At 40.1% G+C, this 23,002-nt stretch carries 21 protein-coding genes, 1 tRNA gene and 1 riboswitch; of the genes, 10 read left to right on the forward strand and 12 right to left on the reverse strand.

The genetic code is table 11. The features are described 5' to 3' along the window. Positions 1–128: 128 nt before the first annotated feature. The 5 genes from AC0KTX_RS14050 (at position 129) to AC0KTX_RS14070 (ending at position 7,013) form a co-directional block, all read left to right on the forward strand. Positions 129–674, forward strand: a complete 546-nt coding sequence (locus AC0KTX_RS14050) for a glycerol-3-phosphate responsive antiterminator (RefSeq protein ID WP_474252750.1) — start codon at positions 129–131, stop codon at positions 672–674. Between the two features lie 192 nt (positions 675–866). Next, a complete protein-coding gene (locus AC0KTX_RS14055; protein WP_474252751.1) occupies positions 867–1,700 on the forward strand; it encodes an MIP/aquaporin family protein in 834 nt (277 codons plus the stop codon). A 48-nt stretch (positions 1,701–1,748) separates the two neighbouring features. Beyond that, a complete protein-coding gene (glpK, locus tag AC0KTX_RS14060) occupies positions 1,749–3,239 on the forward strand; it encodes a glycerol kinase GlpK (protein WP_474252752.1) in 1,491 nt (496 codons plus the stop codon). 199 nt (positions 3,240–3,438) lie between these two features. Beyond that, positions 3,439–5,118 carry a glycerol-3-phosphate dehydrogenase/oxidase gene (locus AC0KTX_RS14065; protein WP_474252753.1) on the forward strand — a complete coding sequence of 560 codons (1,680 nt, stop codon included), beginning with the start codon at positions 3,439–3,441 and terminating at the stop codon, positions 5,116–5,118. A gap of 155 nt (positions 5,119–5,273) precedes the next feature. Beyond that, complete coding sequence (locus AC0KTX_RS14070) at positions 5,274–7,013, forward strand: phospho-sugar mutase (protein WP_474252754.1); 1,740 nt, start codon at positions 5,274–5,276, stop codon at positions 7,011–7,013. A gap of 66 nt (positions 7,014–7,079) precedes the next feature. Here AC0KTX_RS14070 and AC0KTX_RS14075 read toward each other — a convergent pair whose 3' ends face one another. Continuing rightward, complete coding sequence (locus AC0KTX_RS14075) at positions 7,080–7,325, reverse strand: YhdB family protein (protein ID WP_474252755.1); 246 nt, start codon at positions 7,323–7,325, stop codon at positions 7,080–7,082. Positions 7,326–7,589: 264 nt separating this feature from the next. Further along, entirely contained in the window at positions 7,590–8,024 is a 435-nt protein-coding gene (locus AC0KTX_RS14080) for an Rrf2 family transcriptional regulator (RefSeq protein WP_474252756.1), read from the reverse strand. A 175-nt stretch (positions 8,025–8,199) separates the two neighbouring features. Here AC0KTX_RS14080 and hmpA point away from each other — a divergent pair, with 175 nt between their 5' ends. After that, positions 8,200–9,417, forward strand: coding sequence for an NO-inducible flavohemoprotein (gene hmpA, locus AC0KTX_RS14085; protein WP_474252757.1), 1,218 nt, complete (start codon positions 8,200–8,202; stop codon positions 9,415–9,417). A 130-nt stretch (positions 9,418–9,547) separates the two neighbouring features. Then, positions 9,548–10,966, forward strand: coding sequence for a SpoVR family protein (locus AC0KTX_RS14090; protein WP_474252758.1), 1,419 nt, complete (start codon positions 9,548–9,550; stop codon positions 10,964–10,966). Between the two features lie 34 nt (positions 10,967–11,000). Here the strand turns inward: AC0KTX_RS14090 and AC0KTX_RS14095 are convergent, their stop codons facing one another. Together AC0KTX_RS14095 and AC0KTX_RS14100 are read right to left on the reverse strand one after the other, a co-directional pair. After that, a complete protein-coding gene (locus AC0KTX_RS14095) occupies positions 11,001–11,693 on the reverse strand; it encodes a TerC family protein (protein ID WP_474252759.1) in 693 nt (230 codons plus the stop codon). A gap of 337 nt (positions 11,694–12,030) precedes the next feature. Then, positions 12,031–12,432: a sporulation protein gene (locus AC0KTX_RS14100; RefSeq protein ID WP_474252760.1), complete on the reverse strand. Its 402-nt coding sequence runs from the start codon at positions 12,430–12,432 to the stop codon at positions 12,031–12,033. Between the two features lie 371 nt (positions 12,433–12,803). Between AC0KTX_RS14100 and ytvI the strand changes: the two genes are divergently transcribed. The 3 genes from ytvI (at position 12,804) to AC0KTX_RS14115 (ending at position 16,403) form a co-directional block, all read left to right on the forward strand. After that, positions 12,804–13,832: a sporulation integral membrane protein YtvI gene (ytvI, locus tag AC0KTX_RS14105; RefSeq protein ID WP_474252769.1), complete on the forward strand. Its 1,029-nt coding sequence runs from the start codon at positions 12,804–12,806 to the stop codon at positions 13,830–13,832. Positions 13,833–13,916: 84 nt separating this feature from the next. Further along, complete coding sequence (locus tag AC0KTX_RS14110) at positions 13,917–15,008, forward strand: AI-2E family transporter (protein ID WP_474252761.1); 1,092 nt, start codon at positions 13,917–13,919, stop codon at positions 15,006–15,008. A 201-nt stretch (positions 15,009–15,209) separates the two neighbouring features. Then, on the forward strand, positions 15,210–16,403 hold the full coding sequence (locus AC0KTX_RS14115; protein WP_474252770.1) for a multidrug efflux MFS transporter: 1,194 nt from the start codon (positions 15,210–15,212) through the stop codon (positions 16,401–16,403). Positions 16,404–16,496: 93 nt separating this feature from the next. Here the strand turns inward: AC0KTX_RS14115 and AC0KTX_RS14120 are convergent. The 8 genes from AC0KTX_RS14120 to AC0KTX_RS14155 all read right to left on the reverse strand — a co-directional run bounded on the left by AC0KTX_RS14120 (position 16,497) and on the right by AC0KTX_RS14155 (position 22,635). Beyond that, positions 16,497–16,570: transfer RNA gene (locus AC0KTX_RS14120), tRNA-Pro, on the reverse strand. Between the two features lie 60 nt (positions 16,571–16,630). After that, the gene (crcB, locus tag AC0KTX_RS14125) at positions 16,631–16,993 is read right to left on the reverse strand and encodes a fluoride efflux transporter CrcB (RefSeq protein ID WP_474252762.1); all 363 of its coding nucleotides are present in this window, start codon (positions 16,991–16,993) and stop codon (positions 16,631–16,633) included. Positions 16,994–17,021: 28 nt separating this feature from the next. After that, the gene (gene crcB / locus AC0KTX_RS14130) at positions 17,022–17,411 is read right to left on the reverse strand and encodes a fluoride efflux transporter CrcB (protein WP_474252763.1); all 390 of its coding nucleotides are present in this window, start codon (positions 17,409–17,411) and stop codon (positions 17,022–17,024) included. Positions 17,412–17,695: 284 nt separating this feature from the next. Continuing rightward, complete coding sequence (locus tag AC0KTX_RS14135; protein ID WP_474252764.1) at positions 17,696–18,739, reverse strand: ribonucleotide-diphosphate reductase subunit beta; 1,044 nt, start codon at positions 18,737–18,739, stop codon at positions 17,696–17,698. A 74-nt stretch (positions 18,740–18,813) separates the two neighbouring features. Then, positions 18,814–21,087 carry a ribonucleoside-diphosphate reductase subunit alpha gene (locus AC0KTX_RS14140; RefSeq protein ID WP_474252765.1) on the reverse strand — a complete coding sequence of 758 codons (2,274 nt, stop codon included), beginning with the start codon at positions 21,085–21,087 and terminating at the stop codon, positions 18,814–18,816. Between the two features lie 134 nt (positions 21,088–21,221). After that, positions 21,222–21,397, reverse strand: a riboswitch (cobalamin riboswitch). A 126-nt stretch (positions 21,398–21,523) separates the two neighbouring features. Continuing rightward, entirely contained in the window at positions 21,524–21,964 is a 441-nt protein-coding gene (locus tag AC0KTX_RS14145) for an Hsp20/alpha crystallin family protein (protein ID WP_474252766.1), read from the reverse strand. Between the two features lie 178 nt (positions 21,965–22,142). Continuing rightward, on the reverse strand, positions 22,143–22,349 hold the full coding sequence (locus AC0KTX_RS14150) for a DUF1657 domain-containing protein (protein WP_474252767.1): 207 nt from the start codon (positions 22,347–22,349) through the stop codon (positions 22,143–22,145). A gap of 73 nt (positions 22,350–22,422) precedes the next feature. Then, positions 22,423–22,635 (reverse strand): small, acid-soluble spore protein, alpha/beta type, encoded by a 213-nt coding sequence (locus AC0KTX_RS14155; protein WP_474252768.1) that lies wholly within the window; start codon positions 22,633–22,635, stop codon positions 22,423–22,425. Positions 22,636–23,002: the final 367 nt, after the last annotated feature.

Below are 23,002 nucleotides of genomic sequence, written 5' to 3' on the forward strand. Positions count from 1 at the left end.
CGTCAATGTAAGATATACACATATTTAAGAAATAATGTTAGAAACTTTGTCGAAAAATATTTTTTTGACACCCCTGAAACGGCTACAACCGTTGATATATCAACATTTATAGAGGGAGGGAGCATCGGATGTTTCATGGACAGTCGATTATTCCGGCTATTCGGAATATGAAGCAATTTGATCGTTTTCTGCAGAGCGATTTTGAATTTGGGGTATTGCTTGACAGCCATTTGGGGCAGTTGAAAAGTTTGGTCGACACTGGAAAAAAGGCAAACAAAAAATTGCTTATTCACGTTGATTTAATCCAAGGATTAAAGCACGATGAGTATGCAGCGGAGTTTTTATGCCAAGATATTAAACCGGCAGGATTAATTTCAACAAGAACATCCGTAATTGCCAAGGCAAAACAAAAAAAAGTAATAGCTGTTCAACGGCTGTTTTTATTAGATTCCGGGGCATTGGATAAAAGTTTGGACATTATGAAGAAATATGAACCTGATTTTGTTGAAGTGCTGCCTGGAATCGTTCCGCGCTTGATTCAAAATATAAAAAAAGAAACAAACATTCCCATTTTAGCGGGAGGTTTTATTCAAACGAAGGAGGATATAGAAAACGCCTTAACAGCAGGGGCAACCGCCGTCACCACCTCAAAGGAGCATCTTTGGATTGAATAATTTTCCACAAAAAAACATGTTGACAACGCTTTCAAAAGTTGTTATGCTGACAATAAAGTTAACAAATGTGATGGAGAAAAGGAGATCCACAACAAGCCTCTCTTAAATGGGGAGGGAATTTGTTGTGGATTTTTTTATGCAAAACAACTTTTTTCTGTCACAAATTTTGATAAAAATATAGGAGGGGAATTTATGAATGCATTTATAGGAGAAGCTGTCGGTACGATGCTTCTAATTGTTTTGGGAGCTGGTGTTTGTGGAGGAGTTAATTTAAAAAAATCATTTGCCGAACGTTCTGGGTGGATCGTTATTACATTCGGCTGGGGATTGGCAGTTGCCATGGCCGTCTATGCGGTTGGCGGGATAAGCGGCGCCCATCTAAATCCGGCTGTGACAATAGGTCTCGCCATCATTGGCGATTTCTCTTGGAGTCTAGTCCCGTCCTATATTTTGGCGCAAATGATTGGAGCTGTTTGCGGCGCAGTACTTGTATATCTTCACTATTTGCCGCATTGGGAAAAAACAGATGATCCAAGTGTGAAATTGGGGGTTTTTGCAACGAGCCCGGCCATCCCCAACACATTTGCCAACTTTTTTAGTGAAATGTTCGGAACTTTTGTATTGGTACTAGGAATTCTGGCCATCGGGGCGAATAAGTTTACAGAGGGCTTAAACCCGCTCATCGTCGGTTTTTTGATCGTAAGCATCGGAATTTCATTGGGGGGAACAACAGGATATGCCATTAATCCGGCCAGAGACTTAGGGCCAAGACTTGCCCATTTTCTATTGCCGATTCCGGGAAAGGGAAGTTCGAATTGGAAATATGCGTGGGTTCCAGTAGCTGCTCCTTTAGCCGGCGGCTCATTTGGTGCGTTATTTTACCAATATGTTTTTCAAGGGAAAGATGGAGATCAATTTTGGATCGGCGCTGTTGTGTTAATCGCACTTCTTTTATTCATATATGTAAAAAATAAAAAGGCAGGTTCACACTCTGAAGCACAAAAATCTTTGTATTCAACAAATTGAGAAAGTTTCCTGTCTGACAAACATTTATTTGAAACGGGGGAATTGAAGATGGAATGTTACATTTTGTCACTTGATCAAGGCACCACAAGTTCAAGAGCCATTTTGTTTAATCAAAAGGGCGAAATTGTCCATACCGCTCAAAAAGAATTTACACAGCATTTTCCAAAACCGGGATGGGTAGAGCATGATCCGAATGAAATATGGGGTTCGATTTTGGCAGTCATTGCTTCCTGTTTGTCTGAATCAGGCATTGATCCAAAGCAAATTGCCGGCATTGGCATCACCAATCAACGGGAAACGACTGTAGTCTGGGAGAAAGAAACCGGAAAACCGATTTATAATGCGATCGTGTGGCAATCACGGCAAACAGCGGATATATGTGAAGAATTAAAAGCGAAAGGATATGATTCTTTGTTCAGGGAAAAGACGGGATTGCTGATCGACCCGTATTTTGCCGGAACGAAAGTGAAATGGATTTTAGATCATGTTGATGGAGCAAGAGAAAAAGCGGAACAAGGGAAGCTCTTGTTCGGAACAATTGATACATGGCTTATTTGGAAACTTTCAGGCGGAAAGGCGCATGTTACCGATTATTCAAACGCATCCCGGACACTCATGTTCAATATTTATAACTTAAAATGGGACGATGAGCTTCTTGACATTTTAAATGTTCCGAAATCAATACTCCCTGAGGTAAGACCATCCTCTGAAATATATGCCAAAACGGTAAGCTACCATTTCTTTGGCCAAGAAATTCCGATCGCCGGGGCAGCGGGCGACCAGCAGGCGGCATTATTCGGGCAGGCATGCTTTGATGAAGGAATGGCAAAAAACACGTATGGAACAGGCTGCTTTATGCTCATGAATACCGGCGAAAAAGCGATTAAGTCTAAGCACGGGCTTCTCACTACAATCGCTTGGGGAATTGATGGGAAAGTTGAATATGCACTAGAAGGCAGCATTTTTGTTGCCGGTTCTGCGATTCAATGGCTTCGCGACGGATTAAGAATGATAAAAAATGCCAAAGATAGTGAATCTTATGCAACGAGAGTTGAATCAACAGATGGAGTCTATATTGTTCCGGCGTTTGTAGGTCTTGGCACGCCATATTGGGACAGTGATGCAAGAGGTGCGGTTTTTGGCTTAACCCGGGGGACGACAAAGGAACACTTTATTCGGGCGACATTGGAATCGCTTGCGTATCAAACGAAGGACGTTCTCGGAGCGATGGAAGCAGATTCTGGTATTTCGCTCAAAACTCTGCGGGTAGATGGCGGTGCTGTCAAAAATAACTTTTTAATGGAATTTCAAAGCAATATATTAGGCGTACCTGTTGAACGGCCGGTCATTAATGAGACAACGGCTCTCGGAGCTGCATATCTTGCAGGGCTTGCCGTCGGTTATTGGAAAAATCGTGAAGAAATAAAACAACAGTGGAATTTGGAAAAACAATTTGAGCCGATGATGGCGAAGGAAATGCGAGAGAAACTTTATGAGGGATGGAGAAAAGCCGTTCAGGCCACACGCGCTTTTAAATAACGCTGAAAGGGAAAATAATAAAACGATTTCATTTACGTTTCCACTATAATATGATACAATTTCATTAGGTTAATAATAGGTTGGAGAGCAGGAGAGACCACACACTTAAGCAAGCATGGGCTTGCTTTAGCTAGCTGTGGTCTCTTTTTGTTTGCTGAAAAATGGGTAAACATAATAATAAAAACGGAGGCTGAGAGTGATGGGTTTCACGAGCATGGAACGGGAGCAAATTTTAAACAAAATGGCAAAAGAAACGTATGATGTTTTGGTGATTGGCGGGGGGATTACAGGAGCAGGCATTGTTTTCGATGCGGCAACTAGAGGAATGAAGGCGGCTTTAGTTGAAATGCAGGACTTTGCGGCAGGGACTTCAAGTCGTTCGACGAAGCTTGTTCACGGGGGTCTTCGCTATTTAAAACAATTTGAAGTGAAAATGGTTGCTGAGGTCGGGCGTGAACGTGCAGTTGTATATGAGAACGGCCCGCACGTCACAACACCGGAATGGATGCTCCTTCCTATTCACAAAGGCGGAACGTTTGGCAAATTTTCAACGTCGATCGGTTTGCTTCTTTATGATTATTTAGCAGCCGTCAAAAAAAGTGAACGCCGAAAAATGTTAAACGCAGAAGAAACTTTGCGAAAAGAACCGCTGCTGAAAAGAGAGGGATTAAAAGGCGGAGGATATTATGTCGAATATCGGACGGATGACGCCCGTCTTACCATCGAAGTGATGAAGGAGGCGGTCAAATTTGGCGCAGATGTTGTCAACTATGCGAAAGTGACCGATTTTATTTATCAGGACAATAAAGTTGTCGGCGTTCGTGTAGAAGATGTCATGAGCAAGAAAACATATGAAATATTCACGAAAAAAATCATCAATGCGACAGGTCCATGGGTGGATAAGCTCAGAGAAAAGGATCGCTCGAAAAAAGGGAAAAAGCTCCGGCTGACAAAAGGAGTTCATGTAGTGTTTGACCAATCGAAATTTCCGCTAAAGCAAGCGATTTATTTTGATACGCCTGATGGACGCATGGTATTTGCCATTCCAAGAGACGGAAAAACGTATGTGGGAACAACGGATACTTTTTATACAGGTGACACGTCGCATCCGAAAATGACCTATAAAGACAGAGAATATTTGTTAAAGGCGATCCGATTCATGTTTCCGGATTTAACCCTTTCGGAAAGCGATGTCGAATCGAGCTGGGCCGGCGTACGCCCATTAATTTATGAAGAAGGAAAAAATCCATCAGAAATTTCCAGAAAAGATGAAATATGGACATCTGAGTCGGGGCTTATTACGATTGCAGGAGGAAAGCTGACAGGGTATCGCAAAATGGCTGAAACGGTAGTTGATCTTGTCGTCCGCCAATTGAATGAAGAAGGGATCAACCATTTCGATTCTTGTAAAACAAAACGACTGCCGATTTCCGGAGGGCATGTCGGCGGCTCAAAAAACTTCCCCAACTTCATTAAACAAAAAATAAACGAAGGATTGAAAGCAGGTTTGACAAAAGAAGAGGCCGAGCAGCTTGCAAAGCGCTATGGATCAAATGTGGATCATTTGTTTCGGCTGGTTAAAAACCTCGGAACTGAAGCGGAAACCCGTAAAATACCAGCTATGATTTTGGCTCAAGTCGAATATGCGATAACTGAAGAAATGGCTGTAACGCCTGTCGATTTCTTTGTCAGAAGAACCGGCGCACTAATGTTTGATATCGATTGGGTACGGACTTGGAAAGATCCGATTATTGACTATATGAGCGGCCGGCTGAAATGGGACGATAACAAAAAAGAACAAATGAAAGAACAGTTGGAAGCCTCTTTGCATGATGCGGTAGTTCCAGTGGATGAAAGTTTTGACCATAAACAGGAATAAACCCGCCCCCAATCTGCTGTCCTGTCATCGACGGCATCCTAAGAAATTGGGACGTTGCTTTTATGAAACAGCCGTCTCCTTTCGACAAAAAATGTGATAAAATACTAGTAGCGCTGAAATGGTAAATACTTCTTAGGCTGGGGGGACAAATAGCTATGGGGAACTGGAAAGAGAATTATGAACGCTGGAAAGCGAAGAGTGATCTGGATCAGGAACTTAAACGGCAATTACAGGAGAAAGAAAAGAATCCAAAGGAATTGGAAGACTGTTTTTATAAAAATTTAGAATTCGGCACCGGGGGTATGCGCGGTGAAATTGGCCCGGGCACAAACAGAATGAACATATATACGGTTCGCAAGGCTTCAGAAGGATTAGCGAGATATATCGAATCATTTGGAGATGAAGCAAAAAAACGAGGGGTGGTCATTGCCTATGATTCCCGCCATAAATCGCCTGAATTTGCAATGGAAGCGGCCAAAACGCTTTCCACACACGGCATTCAAACTTTCTTGTTTGATGAGCTTAGACCGACTCCCGAACTTTCTTTTGCGGTTCGATTTTTAAATGCTTTTGCCGGAATTGTTATTACGGCCAGCCATAACCCGCCGGAATACAACGGTTATAAAGTATACGGGGAAGATGGTGGACAGCTTCCGCCAAAAGCAGCTGATGATGTGATTCAAAAAGTATATGAAGTGGAAAATGAGCTGGAAGTAGCAGTTGAAAACGAAGATATTTTAAAACAAAAAGGCCTTTTGAAAATAATTGGACCGGAAGTTGATGAGGCATATAACGAAAAGCTAAAAACGATTTCTTTACATCCGAATTTATCGCAAGAGGTGGATGTAAAAGTCGTATTTACACCTCTTCACGGGACTTCAAACAAACCGGTTCGACGGGCGCTTGAAGCATTAGGTTATCAAAATGTAACCGTTGTGAAAGAACAGGAGCTTCCCGATCCGAATTTTTCAACAGTACAATCGCCGAATCCGGAGGAGCATGCCGCATTTGAACTGGCCATTAAAGAAGGGAAACGAATCAATGCCGACATATTAATCGGAACCGATCCTGATGCGGATCGATTGGGAGTTGCCGTCAAGAACGATAAAGGGGAATATGTCGTTTTAACCGGAAATCAAACAGGCGCCATTTTATTGAACTATATTCTTTCCGAAAAAAAGAAAAAAGGGTTGCTTCCTGAAAACGGCGTTGTACTAAAAACGATCGTTACTTCGGAGATTGGACGAGCAATTGCCGAGTCGTACGGGCTCGATACGGTCGATACGCTCACCGGCTTCAAGTTTATTGGCGAAAAAATTAAAGAATATGAACAAAACGGGCAATACAAGTTCCAATTTGGCTACGAGGAAAGCTATGGCTATTTAATCGGTGATTTTGTCAGAGATAAAGATGCCGTACAAGCGGCCATTTTAGCCGTAGAAGTCTGTGCCTATTATAAGAAAAAAGGCATGACCATGTATGACGGTCTGCTGGAAATATTCGATCAATACGGCTATTACCGTGAAGGATTAAAATCATTAACTTTAAAAGGAAAAGATGGAGCAGAACAGATTCAAAGCATCTTGGCCTCATTCCGAAGCGATCCGCCGAAAATGATCGCCGGCCAATCGGTTACCATTATTGAAGATTATTTAAAACGTGAACGGACCATCTTGAAAACAAATGAAAAAGAAACGCTTCATTTGCCGAAATCGAATGTTTTGAAATATTTTCTTGATGACGGATCCTGGTTTTGTTTAAGACCGTCCGGAACGGAACCGAAAGTGAAGTTTTATTTTGCCGTAAAAGCAGATTCATTAGAAAACAGCGAAAAAGCATTGGCCGTCTTAACGAATGCGGTGATGGAGAAAGTGGAACAGATTCTAAAAGGTTGACGTTAAATATTCTGTAAACCCCATGTCATCGTCAGAATGACATGGGGTTTTTTGTTAGTTTTCCGCCTATGTGAACACAATCATTTGTTTTTGTATAGCTGTTTGTTCCAAAGCATGATCGATATAACGAAGCAAACCGTATAATTTTTGTTCGATCAGTTGGTAGTCAGTCTCGTAATGATAAGCATGCAAAAAATGTTCAATTTTTTTGGATAAAAAATCGTCCTTTGTTCGCACCATTAAAATAACTAAATTATCCCATTGGGAACGGTGAGTGTAATAAAGAGCTTTATCATAATCCAATTTGTTCATTTTAAATCCTCCTGTAAAAGGAGTTATGTTTATTGTATGAATAACAGGCTGTGAAAAACGGTGTAATTGTTGTCAATGTGTCAATCATTTGACTTTTTCATTAGCCCGGAAAGGCAAAGGGGCTGTCTGATTAGCCCATTTTAGGGTCACATGTTTCCAAATAAAAGACCAAAGAATGTTGATTTAACAGCATTCTTTGGTCTTACTTTTTTATGATTGGGCTGAAAAACCATTTTTTCGGACAACCCCTTTGCGGTCAAAGGTTTATGGAAGTTTAAGCATTTCCTTCAAATCATTTTTATTGATGATTAAATCAGCCAATGTATATTGGTCGAGCACATGTAAATAAGCTTGCAATGCTTGATGCAAAATATGGCGCAATTTGCATGCAGGACTTATAATACAATGGCTGTCTTCATGGAAACATTCTACAAGATAAAAATCTTCTTCCATATTTCGGACAACTTCACCAATGACAATTTTTGATGCTGGACGAGCTAAACGAAAACCGCCATTTCTTCCGCGAATTGTTTCAATATAACCGTTTTTTCCTAATTGATGGATAACCTTCATTAAATGATTTTTGGAAATGCAGTATACATCTGCAATTTCTTTAATATTTGAAAGTTCTTCCCTATCTTTGGCACCAATGTATATAAGTACACGCAAGGAATAGTCTGTATAATTGGTCAGACGCATTTGTTTCCCTCTCTTTATCCATACATATTATTAACCATTATACATTCTTCCAACCGGATCATCAAAAGTGACAACTTTTCAAAAGATGTATTTGAAATATTGCTTTAATTAAAAATGTAAGATATTTTAAAGATGTAATTTATATACATCTTTTCTAAAAAGGAGTGGAATTTGCATGTTGTCTAAAGAAACGATTGGTGTTATTAAATCAACTGTTCCGATATTAGCGGAAAGAGGAACTGAAATCACAAGCCATTTCTATAAACGGATGTTTCACCATCATCCAGAACTGTTAAACATTTTTAATCATGCAAACCAGCAAAGAGGAAGACAACAAACGGCGTTGGCAAATGCTCTTTTGGCAGCAGCTTCACATATAGATCAATTGGAAAACATTCTTCCCGCTGTAAAACAAATTGCCCATAAACACCGTAGTTTAGGGGTGAAAAAGGAACATTATCCTATTGTTGGCGAAAATTTATTAGCAGCAATAAAAGAAGTATTGGGGGATGCCGCAACAGAAGAAGTTATATCGGCATGGAAAGAGGCTTATCAAGTAATTGCAGATGTTTTTATTAATGTCGAACAAGAAATGTACGATGAAGCGGAAAAAATGGAAGGCGGATGGCGGTTTTTTAAACCATTTATTGTTGCTGAAAAAGTTAAGGAAAGTGATGTGATTACATCTTTTTACTTAAAACCGAAAGATGGCGCTCCTGTTCCGTATTTTATGCCGGGTCAGTATATTACAGTAAAAATAACAATAGATGGGGAAAAATACGTATTAAATAGACAGTACAGTTTATCCGATGCACCAGGGAAAGATTACTTTCGAATTTCCGTCAAGCGTGAAGCAGAGCCAAATCAGCCAAGCGGGAAGGTCTCCAATTATTTGCACGACCACATTCAAGTTGGCGACGAACTAGAACTAAGTGCTCCTGCAGGGGATTTTGTTTTAGATGTTCATCAACTAACTCCTGTTGTTCTGATCGGCGGCGGTGTTGGCGTAACACCGTTAATGAGCATGCTTCATTCTATTGCCAAAGAAAATCCAGCTAGACCTGTAACTTTCATTCATGCCGCCAAAAATGAAGCGGTGCGGGCATTTGATAAAGAGGTGAAAGATGTCGTAACCCTATTACCAAATGGGACATCTTTTATTTGCTATGATCAGCCAATACAAAATGGAAACGGGGATCATAAAGGAAAGATCACAAAAGATGTGCTTGAAAAATTTATTCATCCGGCTGCAGATTATTATATTTGCGGTCCTGTCCCCTTTATGAAAGCAATCGTCAGCTATTTAGAAGAGTTAAAAGTAGCGGATGAAAAGATTCATTATGAATTTTTTGGCCCATCCATGCTAATGAAACAAGCACCGCTATTTGCCTAATTTATGATTATTAGCGGCTTCCTTAAAAGGGCGCCGTTTTTATTTTTCCAATACGACCCATAAAATGGCCTCATCATCCCCCTTCTTATTACATAAATTGTTATAAGGGCAATATAAGGGGGATTTCAAGATGAATATGGAAGACAAACAAGCGCTTGAGTATGCGATAGAGGAAATTACCGAAATTGCTAAAGGATTTGGCCTTGACTTTTATCCGATGCGGTATGAAATTTGTCCTGCCGACATTATTTATACATTTGGCGCGTACGGAATGCCGACAAGGTTTTCTCATTGGAGTTTTGGCAAACAATTTCATAAAATGAAGCTTCATTATGATTTAGGACTTAGCAAGATTTATGAATTGGTCATTAATTCCGACCCATGCTATGCTTTTTTGCTTGATACAAATTCCCTTGTTCAAAATAAACTGATTGTAGCTCATGTCCTTGCACATTGCGATTTTTTTAAAAACAATATCCATTTTAGCAATACAAAACGTGATATGGTTGAAAGTATGGCGGCAACGGCTGAAAGAATTAAACATTATGAACTACTTTATGGAAAAAAAGAAGTGGAAATGTTTCTTGACGCGGTATTGTCGATTCAGGAACATATTGATCCGTCTTTACTGCGGGAAAAGCTTTCCTGGAGTTTAGATGACGAAGATGATGGTGAAGAGCAGCCGGTCATGAAGACACCTTATGATGATCTTTGGGATTTGGATGAAAGAGGGAAAAAGAGTGTAGAAAAAAAGGGAAAGAAGAGAAAAAAATTTCCGCCGAAGCCGGAAAAAGATTTGCTTTTATTCATTGAGGAGTATAGCAGGGAATTGGAAGATTGGCAAAGAGACATATTAACAATGATGAGGGAAGAAATGCTTTATTTTTGGCCGCAGCTTGAAACGAAAATCATGAATGAGGGCTGGGCTACCTATTGGCACCAAAGGATTATGAGGGAACTTCCGTTAACTTCCGGAGAGGTGATAGAATATGCGAAATTAAATGCCGGAGTTGTACAGCCATCGCGGACAGGGATCAATCCATATTACTTAGGGCTGAAAATTTTTGAAGATATTGAAGAACGGTATAACAATCCAACAGAAGAGATGAAAAAGCAAGGAATTACTGCCGGCTCCGGAAGGGCAAAATTGTTTGAGATCAGGGAAATTGAATCAGATACGTCTTTTATTCGTAACTATTTAACAAAAGATTTAGTATTGCGGGAGGATTTGTATTTATTTCAAAAACAAGGCAATGAATATAAAATAGTGGATAAAGATTGGGAAGTTGTCAGAGATCAGCTTGTAAGCATGAGGATCAATGGCGGATTTCCATTTGTGACGGTGATGGACGGCGATTATTTGAAAAACGGCGAACTGTACTTAAAGCATTGGTATGAAGGAATAGAACTTGATATAAAATACTTGGAAAAGGTTCTCCCATATATTTATCAGCTTTGGGGACGTGCCGTCCACATGGAAACTGTTGTAGAAAATAAACAGATTATCTTCAGTTATGATGGGCAAAATGTACATCGAAAGTATATATAAAAAGGGGCAATTCAAAGTTTGCCCCTCTATATTGTTAAGATGCTTCTTCCTTTTTTGGTTGCGCAGGAGAATCTTTTCTCTTTTTCAAATACCCTGCCAATATGACCCCTGCCACAAGAACAATTGTAAGTCCCCATTTAAGTACGGGGTTTTCTTCAAAAAATCCTTTCAAAAATTTTTCATCGACGATCATTTTGGCTGCGGTAAAAGCGATGACGGCGGAACCAATTGTAATAATAACCGGAAACCGTTCAATCCATTTGATTATCAACGTGCTGCCCCATACAACAATCGGGATCGAAATTAATAAACCGATGATCACCAATAAAAATGATCCGTGTGCAGCTCCGGCTACGGCGAGGACATTATCGAGCCCCATTAAGGCATCCGCAACAATAATGGTTTTGATGGCAGCCCAAAAGCTGTCCCCTGTATCAATGTCATGATCTTTTTCTTCCACCAAGAGCTTGTAGGCTATCCATAGAAGAAGGATGCCGCCGACTAATAACAGCCCCGGGATTTTCAAGAGCCAAACTACGGCAAGTGTTGCTACGGCACGGATGGCAATCGCCCCAAATGTTCCCCAAATAACCACTTTTTTCTGTTGGTGTTTCGGTACATTTCTGGCAGCGAGACCGATAAGGATGGCGTTGTCGCCTGCCAGCACCAAGTCAATAATAATAATGGAAATTAAAGCTGACCAAAATTCAGGTGAGAATAAATCCAATGTACATCACTCCTTGAAATTAATTTACCCGATTCATATCCTTTTCACTATACGTGTGAAAGTCTATATTTTTCCTTTAATGGCATAGGAGCCATTTTACAATTTGCTGCAGCATTTGTATCAATATTGCTGCATCATTCACTATTCCAATTACTGAAAATAAGTCCGGTTTCATATCGAAAGGTATAACCAGTAATTATGGCAAGAAACGAATGTAATGTATGTTTTGTTTTCACCTCCTTTGATCTGGAAAAAATTAAACAAGAAAGGGAGGAGTGAGCGTATGGCGGAAAAAAAAGCAAATTCTTTACGCCATCTTTCTCATCTCCCATCCTCTTTACGATTTTGTTAAGATTTGTATATGATCATGATCAAGGCTGTCGACCCCTTTACTGAAAACCAATGTAGACTTGAATCTGTATGTCAGCGAATCTGTAGATGGCATCAGATTTTCCGGCAATACAAACTCAAAAGGGATTTTCGCCCTATCATCAGAATCGATGATCTCGTGTGTCAAAATGGTCGTTGTAGCGATGATCTCATAAACTTTTTGCTGCCCCATTTTTGTCATTTTTATCAAATCGCATTGCAGTTTTTTAATGGATTGTTTAATCGTTCCACCTTTAATAAAGAAATTGCCTTTCACCGTTTCGCCTGGATAATAGGCATCTTTTTCCAAGACAAGATCAACGGTCGCTGCTCCAATTCCAATTCTGGACATGTATTTTCTAAGCAACAAACCTATATCATCCTCCTGTTATGATGAAAATGCAAAAAGACCTTTGCCACATTGTATGGCAAAGGTCTCGCTAACAACTTCATCGTTGTTCAATAAAACCGGTGGGATACCCACGAAATGACGGCTTTATTGTTAAGCTACTCCCCTTTGGGATTCCATTTGATTCACATTCAATTTTCTAATTAGATTATATGTGACTGTTTTTAATTTGTCTAGATATTTTGCAAAAAATGTGCTAATTAGTAAAATGGAACATAAAAGGAAATTGCATTTTTTTTTAAAAGGGTGAGGATACTCCATAGTTTAAAAGAGAATTACAAGCTATAATAGTAGTTGAATATTTTAGAAGGATAGGGGAAAATGTATTGAAAATGAAAAAGTACTTGCCGATCTTTGTCATCATTATTGCTTTTGTTATTCTCATACCTTTTAGCATCCCAATTTTGCTTGCCCTGTTAACGGCGCTTGTTCTTGAGAAGCCGATTCGCCTTTTGCAAAAGAAAGCAAAGATAAAAAGGCCTTTGGCGGTTTTATTGACTTTTGTCATCTTTTTACTGTTGTCATGTATTCTCGGGGTCGGTTTAATAAACTTCATTTATACGAAACTTGTTAGCTTCATCGAGAATATCCCGTTTTACGTCAGAAAATTCAATTCGGATTTTATCAATCCTCTTCTTGATACATGGGAAAATTATTCTGCAACACTGCCTGAAGGTGTGATGACATCGATTGAATTATCGATCAATAATGCCGTCAATTCTGTTGATGGGCTTGTGAAACAACTGCTGGAATCACTCATTATGTTCGTATCCGGTATTCCGGGATTTCTAATTGAAGTTCTTATTTATTTGATCGCCCTTTATTTGATTAGTTTAGATCTTCCGAAAATTTGGGCTTCGATTGAATCGATGTTGACCGATAAAACGAAGGAAAAAATAAAATATGTTTTGCATGATTTATACAAAGCAGGATTTGGTTTCATGAAAGCTCAGCTGATTTTGAGCTTATTGACCTTTGTTTTAGCCTACATCGGGCTATCCGTGCTTCGCGTTGATTTCAGCTTGATTATGGCGATCATCATTGTGATTGTCGATATTCTCCCAATTTTAGGAACGGGATCTGTCTTGGTTCCTTGGGCGATTTATGCATTTAGCCAAGGGCAAACAAATCTTGGCATCGGTTTTGTCGTTTTATTTCTTGTCATTACGGTTGTTAGACGGGCGGTGGAACCGAAAATTATGTCATCGAATATGGGCATAAGCCCGCTTGCAGCTCTGATCAGCATGTTCATCGGTTTAAAGATGGTCGGCATTTGGGGATTGTTTTTAGGCCCTGCCGTCGTAATTCTTTTTGAAACATTGAGACGGGCCAATATCATTAAAATCAACATCAAAATTTAAGCACTCGTTTGAAAATGATATTTCTAAGGCTATTCTAAATGGTAAGAATATCGTTTTTGAAAAATGATAATGCGGGAGGCCAATATGTTTAAATCAAAACTCCAGTTTTGGACGCTGGAAATTCTCATGATCATCGTCATCGTTTATTTTTGCACAAAAATTTCATTTCTTTTTGAACCGATCGGCATCTTTGTCACTACATTGTTCTTTCCGATTATTATTTCCGGTTTTTTATTCTTCTTGTTTGCACCGTTTATCGATTTTCTTGAAAGGCAAAAAATCCCGAGAGTACTCGCCATCCTCATTTTGTATGTTTTCTTTATTATTGGCATTGCTCTCGTTGTCATTTTGGTCGGGCCGACGATCGTCAAACAGTTTAACGATTTGATTCAAAATACGCCTTTTTATATTGTCAAATCAAGGGAAATCGTGGAGAATTTATATCATACAAGCTGGTTTCAATGGGTGCTGACACAAGATTATTTCTCCATCGCAAAAATTGAAAGCACGATTACGCACTATGCATCCAAAATTACCAATAATATCACAAACGGGGTCCAGTCGATTTTTAACGTCATCACGAACATTACACTGATTATCGTAACCGTTCCATTCATCCTATTTTATATGATTAAAGACGGCCATAAGCTGCCGGATCAAGTGGTAAAGTTTTTTCCAACTGATTTCAGGGACGAAGTGAGAATTATTTTAAGGGAAACAGGCCAAACCCTTTCTACTTATATTCAAGGACAAATGCTCGTATCATTATTTGTAGGCTTGTTTACATTTATCGGTTATTTGATCATTGGACTTCCATATGCATTGCTGTTAGGGATTACTGTGGCCATTACAAATATTATTCCGTATTTGGGCCCTTTTATTGGAGCGGCTCCCGCTGTAATTGTCGGATTGCTTGATTCGCCGTTCAAAGCGCTTCTTGTTGTTATTGTTGTAACGGTTGTCCAGCAAATTGACGGGAACGTCATTTCCCCTTTTATCATTGGAAAAAGGCTTGACACACATCCCCTGACGATTATCATTTTGCTTCTTGTTGCAGGGAATATCGCCGGTATTTTAGGAATGATTTTGGCTGTTCCGACATATGCCGTCACCAAAACCGTTGTCATCAATTTATACAAATTGATTCAATTGCGGAAAGAGATCAAAAAAAAGTAAGATTTTGCTTAGGTCAAATCACGTTAGCAATAAGGAGAGCAGGAGCTGTTTCTGCTCTCTTGTTTTTTGGAAAGCAGTTTCGGTGAAAAAATTCATCCTTTATTTTATTAACTAAAATTACGAATACAAAATATTTAACAAAGAGAAATAAATGTGATATATAATATTGGTGTAGTGAATGAAATAAAAGAAGGTGCAGCGATGGAATTGTGGAAGAAAAATTTGTATATCTGCTGGTTCGGTTCTTTTTGTACGTCCAGCGGAATGAGCCTTGTCATTCCTTTTTTGCCCCTTTATGTTGAGAAACTCGGCATTTCTAATGAAGGGGATATTGCCAGATGGTCGGGAATTGTGTTCGGCTCCACTTTTCTTATGGCAGCGATCGTATCGCCATTATGGGGCAAACTTGCCGATAAATATGGGCGTAAACCGATGCTTCTTAGAGCCAGTTTAGGAATGGCGGTCATCATGACGCTAATGGGATTTGCGCAAAATGTTTATCAGTTAGCTGGACTGCGTTTTGTGATGGGGGCGGTGTCGGGGTTTATTCCGGCATCGATTACTCTCGTTGCCACGCAAACGCCAAAAGACTTCAGCGGCAGAGCATTAGGCATTTTATCAACAGGAACAGTAGGCGGTTCATTGATCGGACCGCTGCTTGGCGGTTTTTTGGCGGATTGGATCGGTTTGCGCCATGTATTTTTTGTGACGGGCGCCTTTATGTTTGCATCTTTTTTAACGTCCGTTTGGATTAAAGAAGATAAAACGCAATTGGCCAATATGCATTCAACTAAACAATTCAGTTGGAATTTACTAGAAAGACCTCATTTGGTGATCGGCGTCTTTTTCACTACCTTTATTTTGCAGTTAGCTGTTATGTCTATTCAACCGATTGTTACTGTATATGTGAAAGAACTTGCTGGGAAGACGGAGCATCTGGCGCTCATTTCGGGTTTTGTCGTATCTGCAACAGGAATTTCAAATGTGTGTGCAGCTTCCCGTTTAGGAAAAATAAGCGATAAAGTAGGACCGCAAAATGTGCTGCAAATTTGTCTGTTATTTGCGGGCGTCCTGTTTATTTTACAAGCGTTTGTGGATTATACTTGGCAATTGCTCATTTTACGGTTTTTACTAGGTTTTGCAATGGCCGGTCTGCTGCCGTCCATTAATTCCTTCCTAAAAAAATTAATACCGGATGAATATGCCGGCAGAATTTTTGGTTATAATCAGTCAGCTCAATATCTTGGAAATTTAGTTGGGCCGATTCTCGGAGGGCAAATTGCAGCTCTTGAAGGCATACCCTTTGTATTTTTAACGACGAGCGCCCTCATTTTGCTAAATGCCGGTTTTGTTTTTTTCCAGCGGCATGCGTTTTTTTCAAAAAAACATATTTAAACATTACCTTCAAAAAAAGAGATGATGGGATAACCGTTTCAGTTGTGATAGAGGAGTCGCCGATAAGCAGGAAAAAAGGGAGGAGAAATGGTATCGGGATGACAGGATTCGAACCTGCGACCCCCAGCACCCCATGCTGGTGCTCTACCAAGCTGAGCTACATCCCGACAGACAATGTTTATTATAGAGAAAAAATCTGAAATTGACAATACAACTAAGCAATTATTTCAAAATAAAATTCCGAGTTTGTAAGCGAGAAAGGCCAGTAAAAGGCCAATTGTATAGCTTGATGCAAGATAGATGATGGATAATTTTTTTTTCATTTCGGCAGCTAATTGTACGCTCTCAAGCTGGAAAGTAGAAAAGGTAGTAAACGCTCCTAAAAACCCTGTACCTAATAATAATTGTAAGTTATTGCTCACATGAAGGCCGATGAAAAGACCGAGCAAAAAGGAACCGACGGAGTTGACAACAAATGTAGCAACTGGGAAACTGGAAGAGCATTTCTTTTTGATCCAATTGCTGACAATAAAACGTGCGTTTGCACCTAAAAATCCTCCGATGCCTACAAGTATGAAGCTGGTAAGCATATCTCCTCCCTCCAATCCGTCAACGGTTTCAATGTTCTTTTCGGCATGCCGCCTTGCGTCCAAGCGCACAGCCGAACGACACGAACAACAAACCGCCGATTAAACTCACGAATGTATAAACAAATGCTGTCTCCCATTTCGAGTCCATCATCAATTGAATGTTTTCGAAACTAAACGTTGAAAAAGTCGTAAATGAACCGATCAATCCTGTTCCGACAGCTGCAGTAAAGTGGGAAGGAAGCTTTTTGGTTTGGACAGCATACTCGGTCAGCCATCCTAAAAGGAAACTTCCAGTTAAATTAGCCAAAACGGTTGCCAGCGGAAGGGAACCTGTCCAATAGCTGTCTGTCCATATGCCCAAGCTAAATCGAAGCGAGGCTCCTATTATCCCGCCAAAACCCACTAACAAGTAAATCATTCCATCACCCCCCATTGACATGCAAAAACCCATGAAGCAAAATCAACCCGCCATTTTAAGAGGACTGCTCAAACTTATTTCCCAAAGAGATGATCATATTGGTAGCTTGGGAACTTTTTGAACATGATGTTTTCCAAAGTCATTACCCAACATTCAAAAACAGCCTGCGGCTTTCGTTCACACGTTGTCTCTTTGTTTCATTATAACAAAATTTTGGTGATCCTGTTTTTAAATAAAAACAAAGCGGGCAGCCCCCAGCTGCCCGCGTTAGTCGAAACCTGAAATTATAATTCGTCAAAGCCATTATCGATTTGGTTTACTTTTGTGTATTGTCTTGATTTTTGCTCAAAGAAATCGGATTTGCCCAAGTCCACTTCTTCATAGGCTTTAATCCATTTTAACGGATTCGTCCGATAACCGTCAAAAGGACGTTCAAAGCCGAGCTGGTTGGCGCGGACATTTGTATAAAATTTAATATAACTTTCCACGTCTTTCAAATGCAATCCTTCAATATCATTTCCGATGATTAATCCGGCCCATTCCAGCTCCAATTCCGCAGCTTTCTTAAACGTTTCTGACACAAATTGTCTCAGTTCATCGTTGTTATATTCAGGATATTGTTCGAGCACCGCTTTAAAAATTTTTACAAATAAATCAACATGAATGTGCTCATCACGGTTAATATAATTGATCATGGTGCTGGTGGCGACCATTTTTTGATTACGCGCCAAATTGTAAAAGAAGGCAAAACCAGAGTAGAAAAACAAGCCTTCTAACACAACGTCGAAAACGATCGATTTCAGCAGATTGTCAACATTCGGATTTTCCGCAAACGCTTTGTAGCCGTTTGTGACAAATTCATTTCGCTTTCTTAACACCGGTTCATTTCGCCAATATTCAAATACTTCGTCTTGGATCTTTTTCGGAACAATGCTGGAAAGGATGTAAGAGTATGAATGATTATGGATGACTTCTTGCTGTGCAAGCAAAATCATTAAGGCACTGATGCTTGAATCTGTAATGTAATCCGCAACTTTTCCGGCATAATCGGTTTGGATGCTGTCCAAAAGAGCTAAAAGGCCGATGATTTTTAAAAATGCATCCTTCTCTCTTTCAGACAGTTCAGGGAACTGTTTAATGTCTTGAGACATGTTGATTTCAAAGGGCGTCCAAAAATTGGCGAGCATTCTTTTATATTTTGGATATGCCCAAGGATAAGCAACATCATCCCAGTTCAAAACGTTGGAACTTCTTCCATTTACAATAGCTGTCGAGCGGTTCGGCGCTTCCGGATCCATGATGACGCGTTTTGCTAATTGCTGTTCCATTTTCTTTCCCCCATTCTTCTAGTTCATCAACAAGTTGTTCCGTTCGGTCTAAAAAATGTTTCGATACCTAAAGTTTAGCTGGCGCATGATTCACATTCGTAAAGATCGCTTGATGTGGAGCGGATATAGTAAGTCGTTTTCAAACCAGATTTCCAAGCGGTTAAATGTAAATTCAGCAAATCTTTCGCTTTAATCGTATTTAACACATAAAGATTGAATGAAATGGATTGGTCGATATGTTTTTGGCGAACGGCGTTTTGTTTAATGCTCCAAATTTGATCGATCATATAGGCGGATTTATAAAACCAGGTTGTTTTTGCATTTAAATCTGGCGCCGTAACAGGGATTTTATAATCTTTTTTCTCCTCTGAATATACTTTTTGAAAAATCGGATCAATGCTGGCTGTGCTTCCGGCGATAATGGACGTGGAAGCATTCGGTGCGACCGCCATTAGGTAGCCGTTGCGGATTCCGTGCGCTTTCACCTGCTCCTTCAACTCTTGCCATTTTTCTGACGTATAGCCGCGATCTTCAAAATATTTTCCTGTTTCCCATTCAGACCCTTTATAGAGAGGATAGGCTCCCTTTTCTTTTGCAAGCTCCATGCTTGCTTGAATGGTTAAATAGGCGATTTTTTCATATAAATGGTCAACAAACTCAACTGCTTCGTCGCTTTCCCATTTAATTCCGTTTAATGCGAATAAATGGTGCATGCCGAAAGTTCCGAGCCCGATGGCACGATATTTTTTGTTTGTAAGCTTTGCTTGCAATACCGGAATATTGTTTAAATCAATGACATTGTCGAGCATGCGAACTTGAATAGGAATTAACCGCTCAAGAACATCATTTGTAACTGCCCGTGCCAAATTGATCGAGGAAAGGTTGCAAACGACAAAATCGCCGGGTTTTTTGACGACAATGATTTTGCCGTCTTCGACATATTGCTCTTCAACCGTTGTGGGGCTTTGGTTTTGGGCAATCTCGGTGCATAAGTTGCTGCAGTAGATCATGCCCGCATGCTTGTTCGCATTTTTGCGATTAACCTCGTCCCGGTAAAACATAAACGGCGTGCCCGCTTCCAGTTGGCTGATCATAATCCGTTTCATCACTTCGATTGCCGGGACTTTTTCTTTTGACAAAAACGGATGGTTGACGCACTCATAATATTTTTCGCGAAAGCTGCCGCTGCCTTTTTCTTCATCGAAAAAATCTTCCAAGTTAAACCCCATTGTTTTACGAACTTCATGCGGATCAAATAAGTACCAGTCGCCCCGTTTTTCAACTTGCTCCATAAATAGGTCCGGAATGCATACACCGGTGAATAAATCGTGAGTTCGGAGCCGCTCATCGCCGTTGTTTAATTTTGCGTCAAGAAAAGCAAATATGTCTTTATGCCATACATCCAAATAAACAGCGATCGCTCCTTTTCGTTGGCCAAGCTGGTCGACGCTGACGGCTGTGTTGTTCAATTGTTTCATCCACGGAATAACTCCTGACGAAACTCCTTTGAAACCGCGAATATCGCTTCCGCGGCTGCGAATTTTTCCTAAGTAAACACCGATTCCGCCGCCGCTTTTGGAAACGTTGGCAATGTCCGTGTTCGAATCATAGATTCCTTGAAGGCTGTCATCGACCGTATCAATAAAGCAGCTTGACAATTGGCCGACTGATTTTCCGGCATTAGCCAAGGTAGGGGTGGCAACCGTCATAAACAAATTACTTAAAGCCCAATAAGCTTCTTTTACGAGATGAAGGCGTTTGGAAGGATGTTCCTTCATCATCAAGGCCATCGCAATAATCATAAAGCGTTCTTGGGGCAATTCAAACGTACGTTTCTGGAAATCTTTAGCAAGGTAGCGGTCGGCCAGTGTTCTCAATCCGATGTAAGTAAACAGCTTGTCCTTCTCAGGATTGATGTATTTGCCAAGTTCATCGATTTCTTCTTTCGAGTAATGCTGCAACAGCTGCGGATGATAGATGCCAAGTTCCGTCAATGCCGCAATTAAGGCATAAAAATCCCCATAACCTGGTTCATCGTATCCCCGATGGATGGCTGCTTCATGGTAAAGCTTCTCCAACAAGATCTGAGCGGCTAAAAAAGTCCATTCAGGTTCTTCTTCTGAAATATTGGCTAAAGCTTCAATGATGAAAAGATTGGAAACTTTTTCGATATCGTTGATTTCTTGATATTGGAAGGTCGTTAAAATCCGATGTCTGTATTCGTCAAAAGAAAGGGATGAGTGTATTTCTTCTAGCTGCTTGAGATAATGCTCTAAGGAATCGCGATTGAAACTCCTTAAAGATAGCTCATGAAGATTGAAAGGTTTTGTTGCATTCATGGAAAACATCCTCCTCATCAAAATAAAAATCCGCTCCAAAACGTTGTTGAGCGGATCAAACGATGATTAAAAAGGAAGCGGCAAAAATGCACAAAAGCCTCACCTTTAAACCATCGTTTCATCTTCCCAACCCCCGAAGAATTTGAAACGGCCGAACAAAGGCAGGTCTCCTGACTTGTGCTCATCCTACTCTGAATCCTTCCCGTACAATTGTACAGTGGATGTTTCATTTCGTTGCACTTACAGTTGCGGGGACAGTTCCGGTTTTTCACCGGATTCCCTTTTAAGCTTAAAAAGCACCTTTGTCGAATGGTTTTTCAATATATAGTATCCAATTTTTAAAACCAACACAAGATATAGGTTTGATGTTCTATATCCATCATAATCGTACTTGGCGAAAAATGCAATAAAAAAAAGTGAAGCTGGAGAAAAACAACCTCACTTTTCAATGGAATTGAACATCAATTTTCTTTTTGTTTGTTGCCGTTTCTTTCGCAATCCTGACTTCAAGCACGCCGTTTCGGTATGTTGCCTTCACTTCGTCTTCTTTCACGTTTGCAGGCAAAGTCACGGTTCGGTGAAAACGGCCGACAAATCGTTCTTGCCTGTGCAATTGTTCTTCTTTTATTTCTTCATTTCTTTGAATTGTGCCGCTGATCGTAAGAATGTTGCGATCAAGGTTGATGTCGACATCCTCTTTTTTCTCAAGGCCTGGAAGATCACATCTGACAATCACCTCGTGATCCGTTTCTTGAACATCGATGCGAGGCATGTCCATTTGTCCAAAGTTTTCAAAGAAATGAGAAAAATTGTCTGAAAACATGCGATTTATGTTTCTTCTAAAGTGCTGCAGTTCCTGAAAAGGATCATATGGTATAAGAGCCATGGCAATCCCTCCTTTTTTTATAAAAAAGTATTCGCGGAAAGAGGGGAAATTATTCTCAAAACATTTCGGTTTGCATTATTTTGTTCCGCAGTTGATTTGTTTGATCCGGTGATCAAATGATTATATTCGTTTCATTGAAAGTGCGGGGATTTTTTCGTGAAGATCTGCTTGCCTAATACTATGTCTGTTTAAATTGCGGCTCTTCATTCTGGATATAGTCCAGCCTTGCTTTTAAATGATCCAAAACTTGCTGCTGCTGTTGAGCAAGGTTTTGAAATAATTGCTTCGCTTGTTGATCTTGTGTTTCCAATGCAAAACTATGTAAGTTTGCAATGGTCGTTTCACAGCTTGCAATGGTTTCCATCAGTTTTGTACCGACGGTCATGAAAGACACCTCCCAGATTATTCATGTAAAAGGAGACACAATCGTGCCTCCGTATCCATAAATATGAAATTGATTATTGTTGTTGGAAACCGCTCATTTGTTGTTGAGCAAGCGCAACTAGACGTTTCGTAATTTCTCCACCAACTGACCCGTTAGCGCGGGAAGTTGTTTCTGCTCCTAGGTTTACTCCAAATTCTTGGGCAATTTCAAATTTCATTTGTTCAAGTGCTTGCTCAGCACCAGGGACTAAAAGTTGGTTAGAGTTGTTGCTTCTGCTTTGAGCCATGATGTTCAACTCCTTGTTTAATGTTTTTTGGTTGGGTTAGCTGGGGTTGCACCAGCGTGAATGTGGAACATTCACTGCCTTCAACGGCTTAACCCAATGGAATGTTGCTTATTACGTATTATGGTTCAGGTGAGAAAATCTATTCTACATCACAAATGGTAATTTTTGTTTAATGTTTTTATGAAAAACAATATTATGATTTGGCCATAACAGGGGAAGATTATGAAGGCAATGATGAAAAAGTCCTGCGGTAATATGTCAAGGTGAAAAATCATAGAAATTGGAAATTCCCTTGTCCGATGATCCGAAAAAAGGCAATACTGAAGAAACCCAGTATTGGTACATGTAATAAACTGGGTCTAAAGGT

Source organism: Aeribacillus sp. JST-2 (assembly GCF_056032925.1).

Bases quoted from the DNA above. Each gene is read 5' to 3' on its own strand.
- AC0KTX_RS14050 (WP_474252750.1), top strand. From the start codon at position 129: ATGTTTCATGGACAGTCGATTATTCCGGCTATTCGGAATATGAAGCAA.
- AC0KTX_RS14055 (WP_474252751.1), top strand. From the start codon at position 867: ATGAATGCATTTATAGGAGAAGCTGTCGGTACGATGCTTCTAATTGTT.
- glpK (WP_474252752.1), top strand. From the start codon at position 1,749: ATGGAATGTTACATTTTGTCACTTGATCAAGGCACCACAAGTTCAAGA.
- AC0KTX_RS14065 (WP_474252753.1), top strand. From the start codon at position 3,439: ATGGGTTTCACGAGCATGGAACGGGAGCAAATTTTAAACAAAATGGCA.
- AC0KTX_RS14070 (WP_474252754.1), top strand. From the start codon at position 5,274: ATGGGGAACTGGAAAGAGAATTATGAACGCTGGAAAGCGAAGAGTGAT.
- AC0KTX_RS14075 (WP_474252755.1), bottom strand. From the start codon at position 7,325: ATGAACAAATTGGATTATGATAAAGCTCTTTATTACACTCACCGTTCC.
- AC0KTX_RS14080 (WP_474252756.1), bottom strand. From the start codon at position 8,024: ATGCGTCTGACCAATTATACAGACTATTCCTTGCGTGTACTTATATAC.
- hmpA (WP_474252757.1), top strand. From the start codon at position 8,200: ATGTTGTCTAAAGAAACGATTGGTGTTATTAAATCAACTGTTCCGATA.
- AC0KTX_RS14090 (WP_474252758.1), top strand. From the start codon at position 9,548: ATGAATATGGAAGACAAACAAGCGCTTGAGTATGCGATAGAGGAAATT.
- ytvI (WP_474252769.1), top strand. From the start codon at position 12,804: ATGAAAAAGTACTTGCCGATCTTTGTCATCATTATTGCTTTTGTTATT.
- AC0KTX_RS14110 (WP_474252761.1), top strand. From the start codon at position 13,917: ATGTTTAAATCAAAACTCCAGTTTTGGACGCTGGAAATTCTCATGATC.
- AC0KTX_RS14115 (WP_474252770.1), top strand. From the start codon at position 15,210: ATGGAATTGTGGAAGAAAAATTTGTATATCTGCTGGTTCGGTTCTTTT.
- crcB (WP_474252762.1), bottom strand. From the start codon at position 16,993: ATGCTTACCAGCTTCATACTTGTAGGCATCGGAGGATTTTTAGGTGCA.
- crcB (WP_474252763.1), bottom strand. From the start codon at position 17,411: ATGATTTACTTGTTAGTGGGTTTTGGCGGGATAATAGGAGCCTCGCTT.
- AC0KTX_RS14135 (WP_474252764.1), bottom strand. From the start codon at position 18,739: ATGGAACAGCAATTAGCAAAACGCGTCATCATGGATCCGGAAGCGCCG.
- AC0KTX_RS14140 (WP_474252765.1), bottom strand. From the start codon at position 21,087: ATGTTTTCCATGAATGCAACAAAACCTTTCAATCTTCATGAGCTATCT.
- AC0KTX_RS14145 (WP_474252766.1), bottom strand. From the start codon at position 21,964: ATGGCTCTTATACCATATGATCCTTTTCAGGAACTGCAGCACTTTAGA.
- AC0KTX_RS14150 (WP_474252767.1), bottom strand. From the start codon at position 22,349: ATGACCGTCGGTACAAAACTGATGGAAACCATTGCAAGCTGTGAAACG.
- AC0KTX_RS14155 (WP_474252768.1), bottom strand. From the start codon at position 22,635: ATGGCTCAAAGCAGAAGCAACAACTCTAACCAACTTTTAGTCCCTGGT.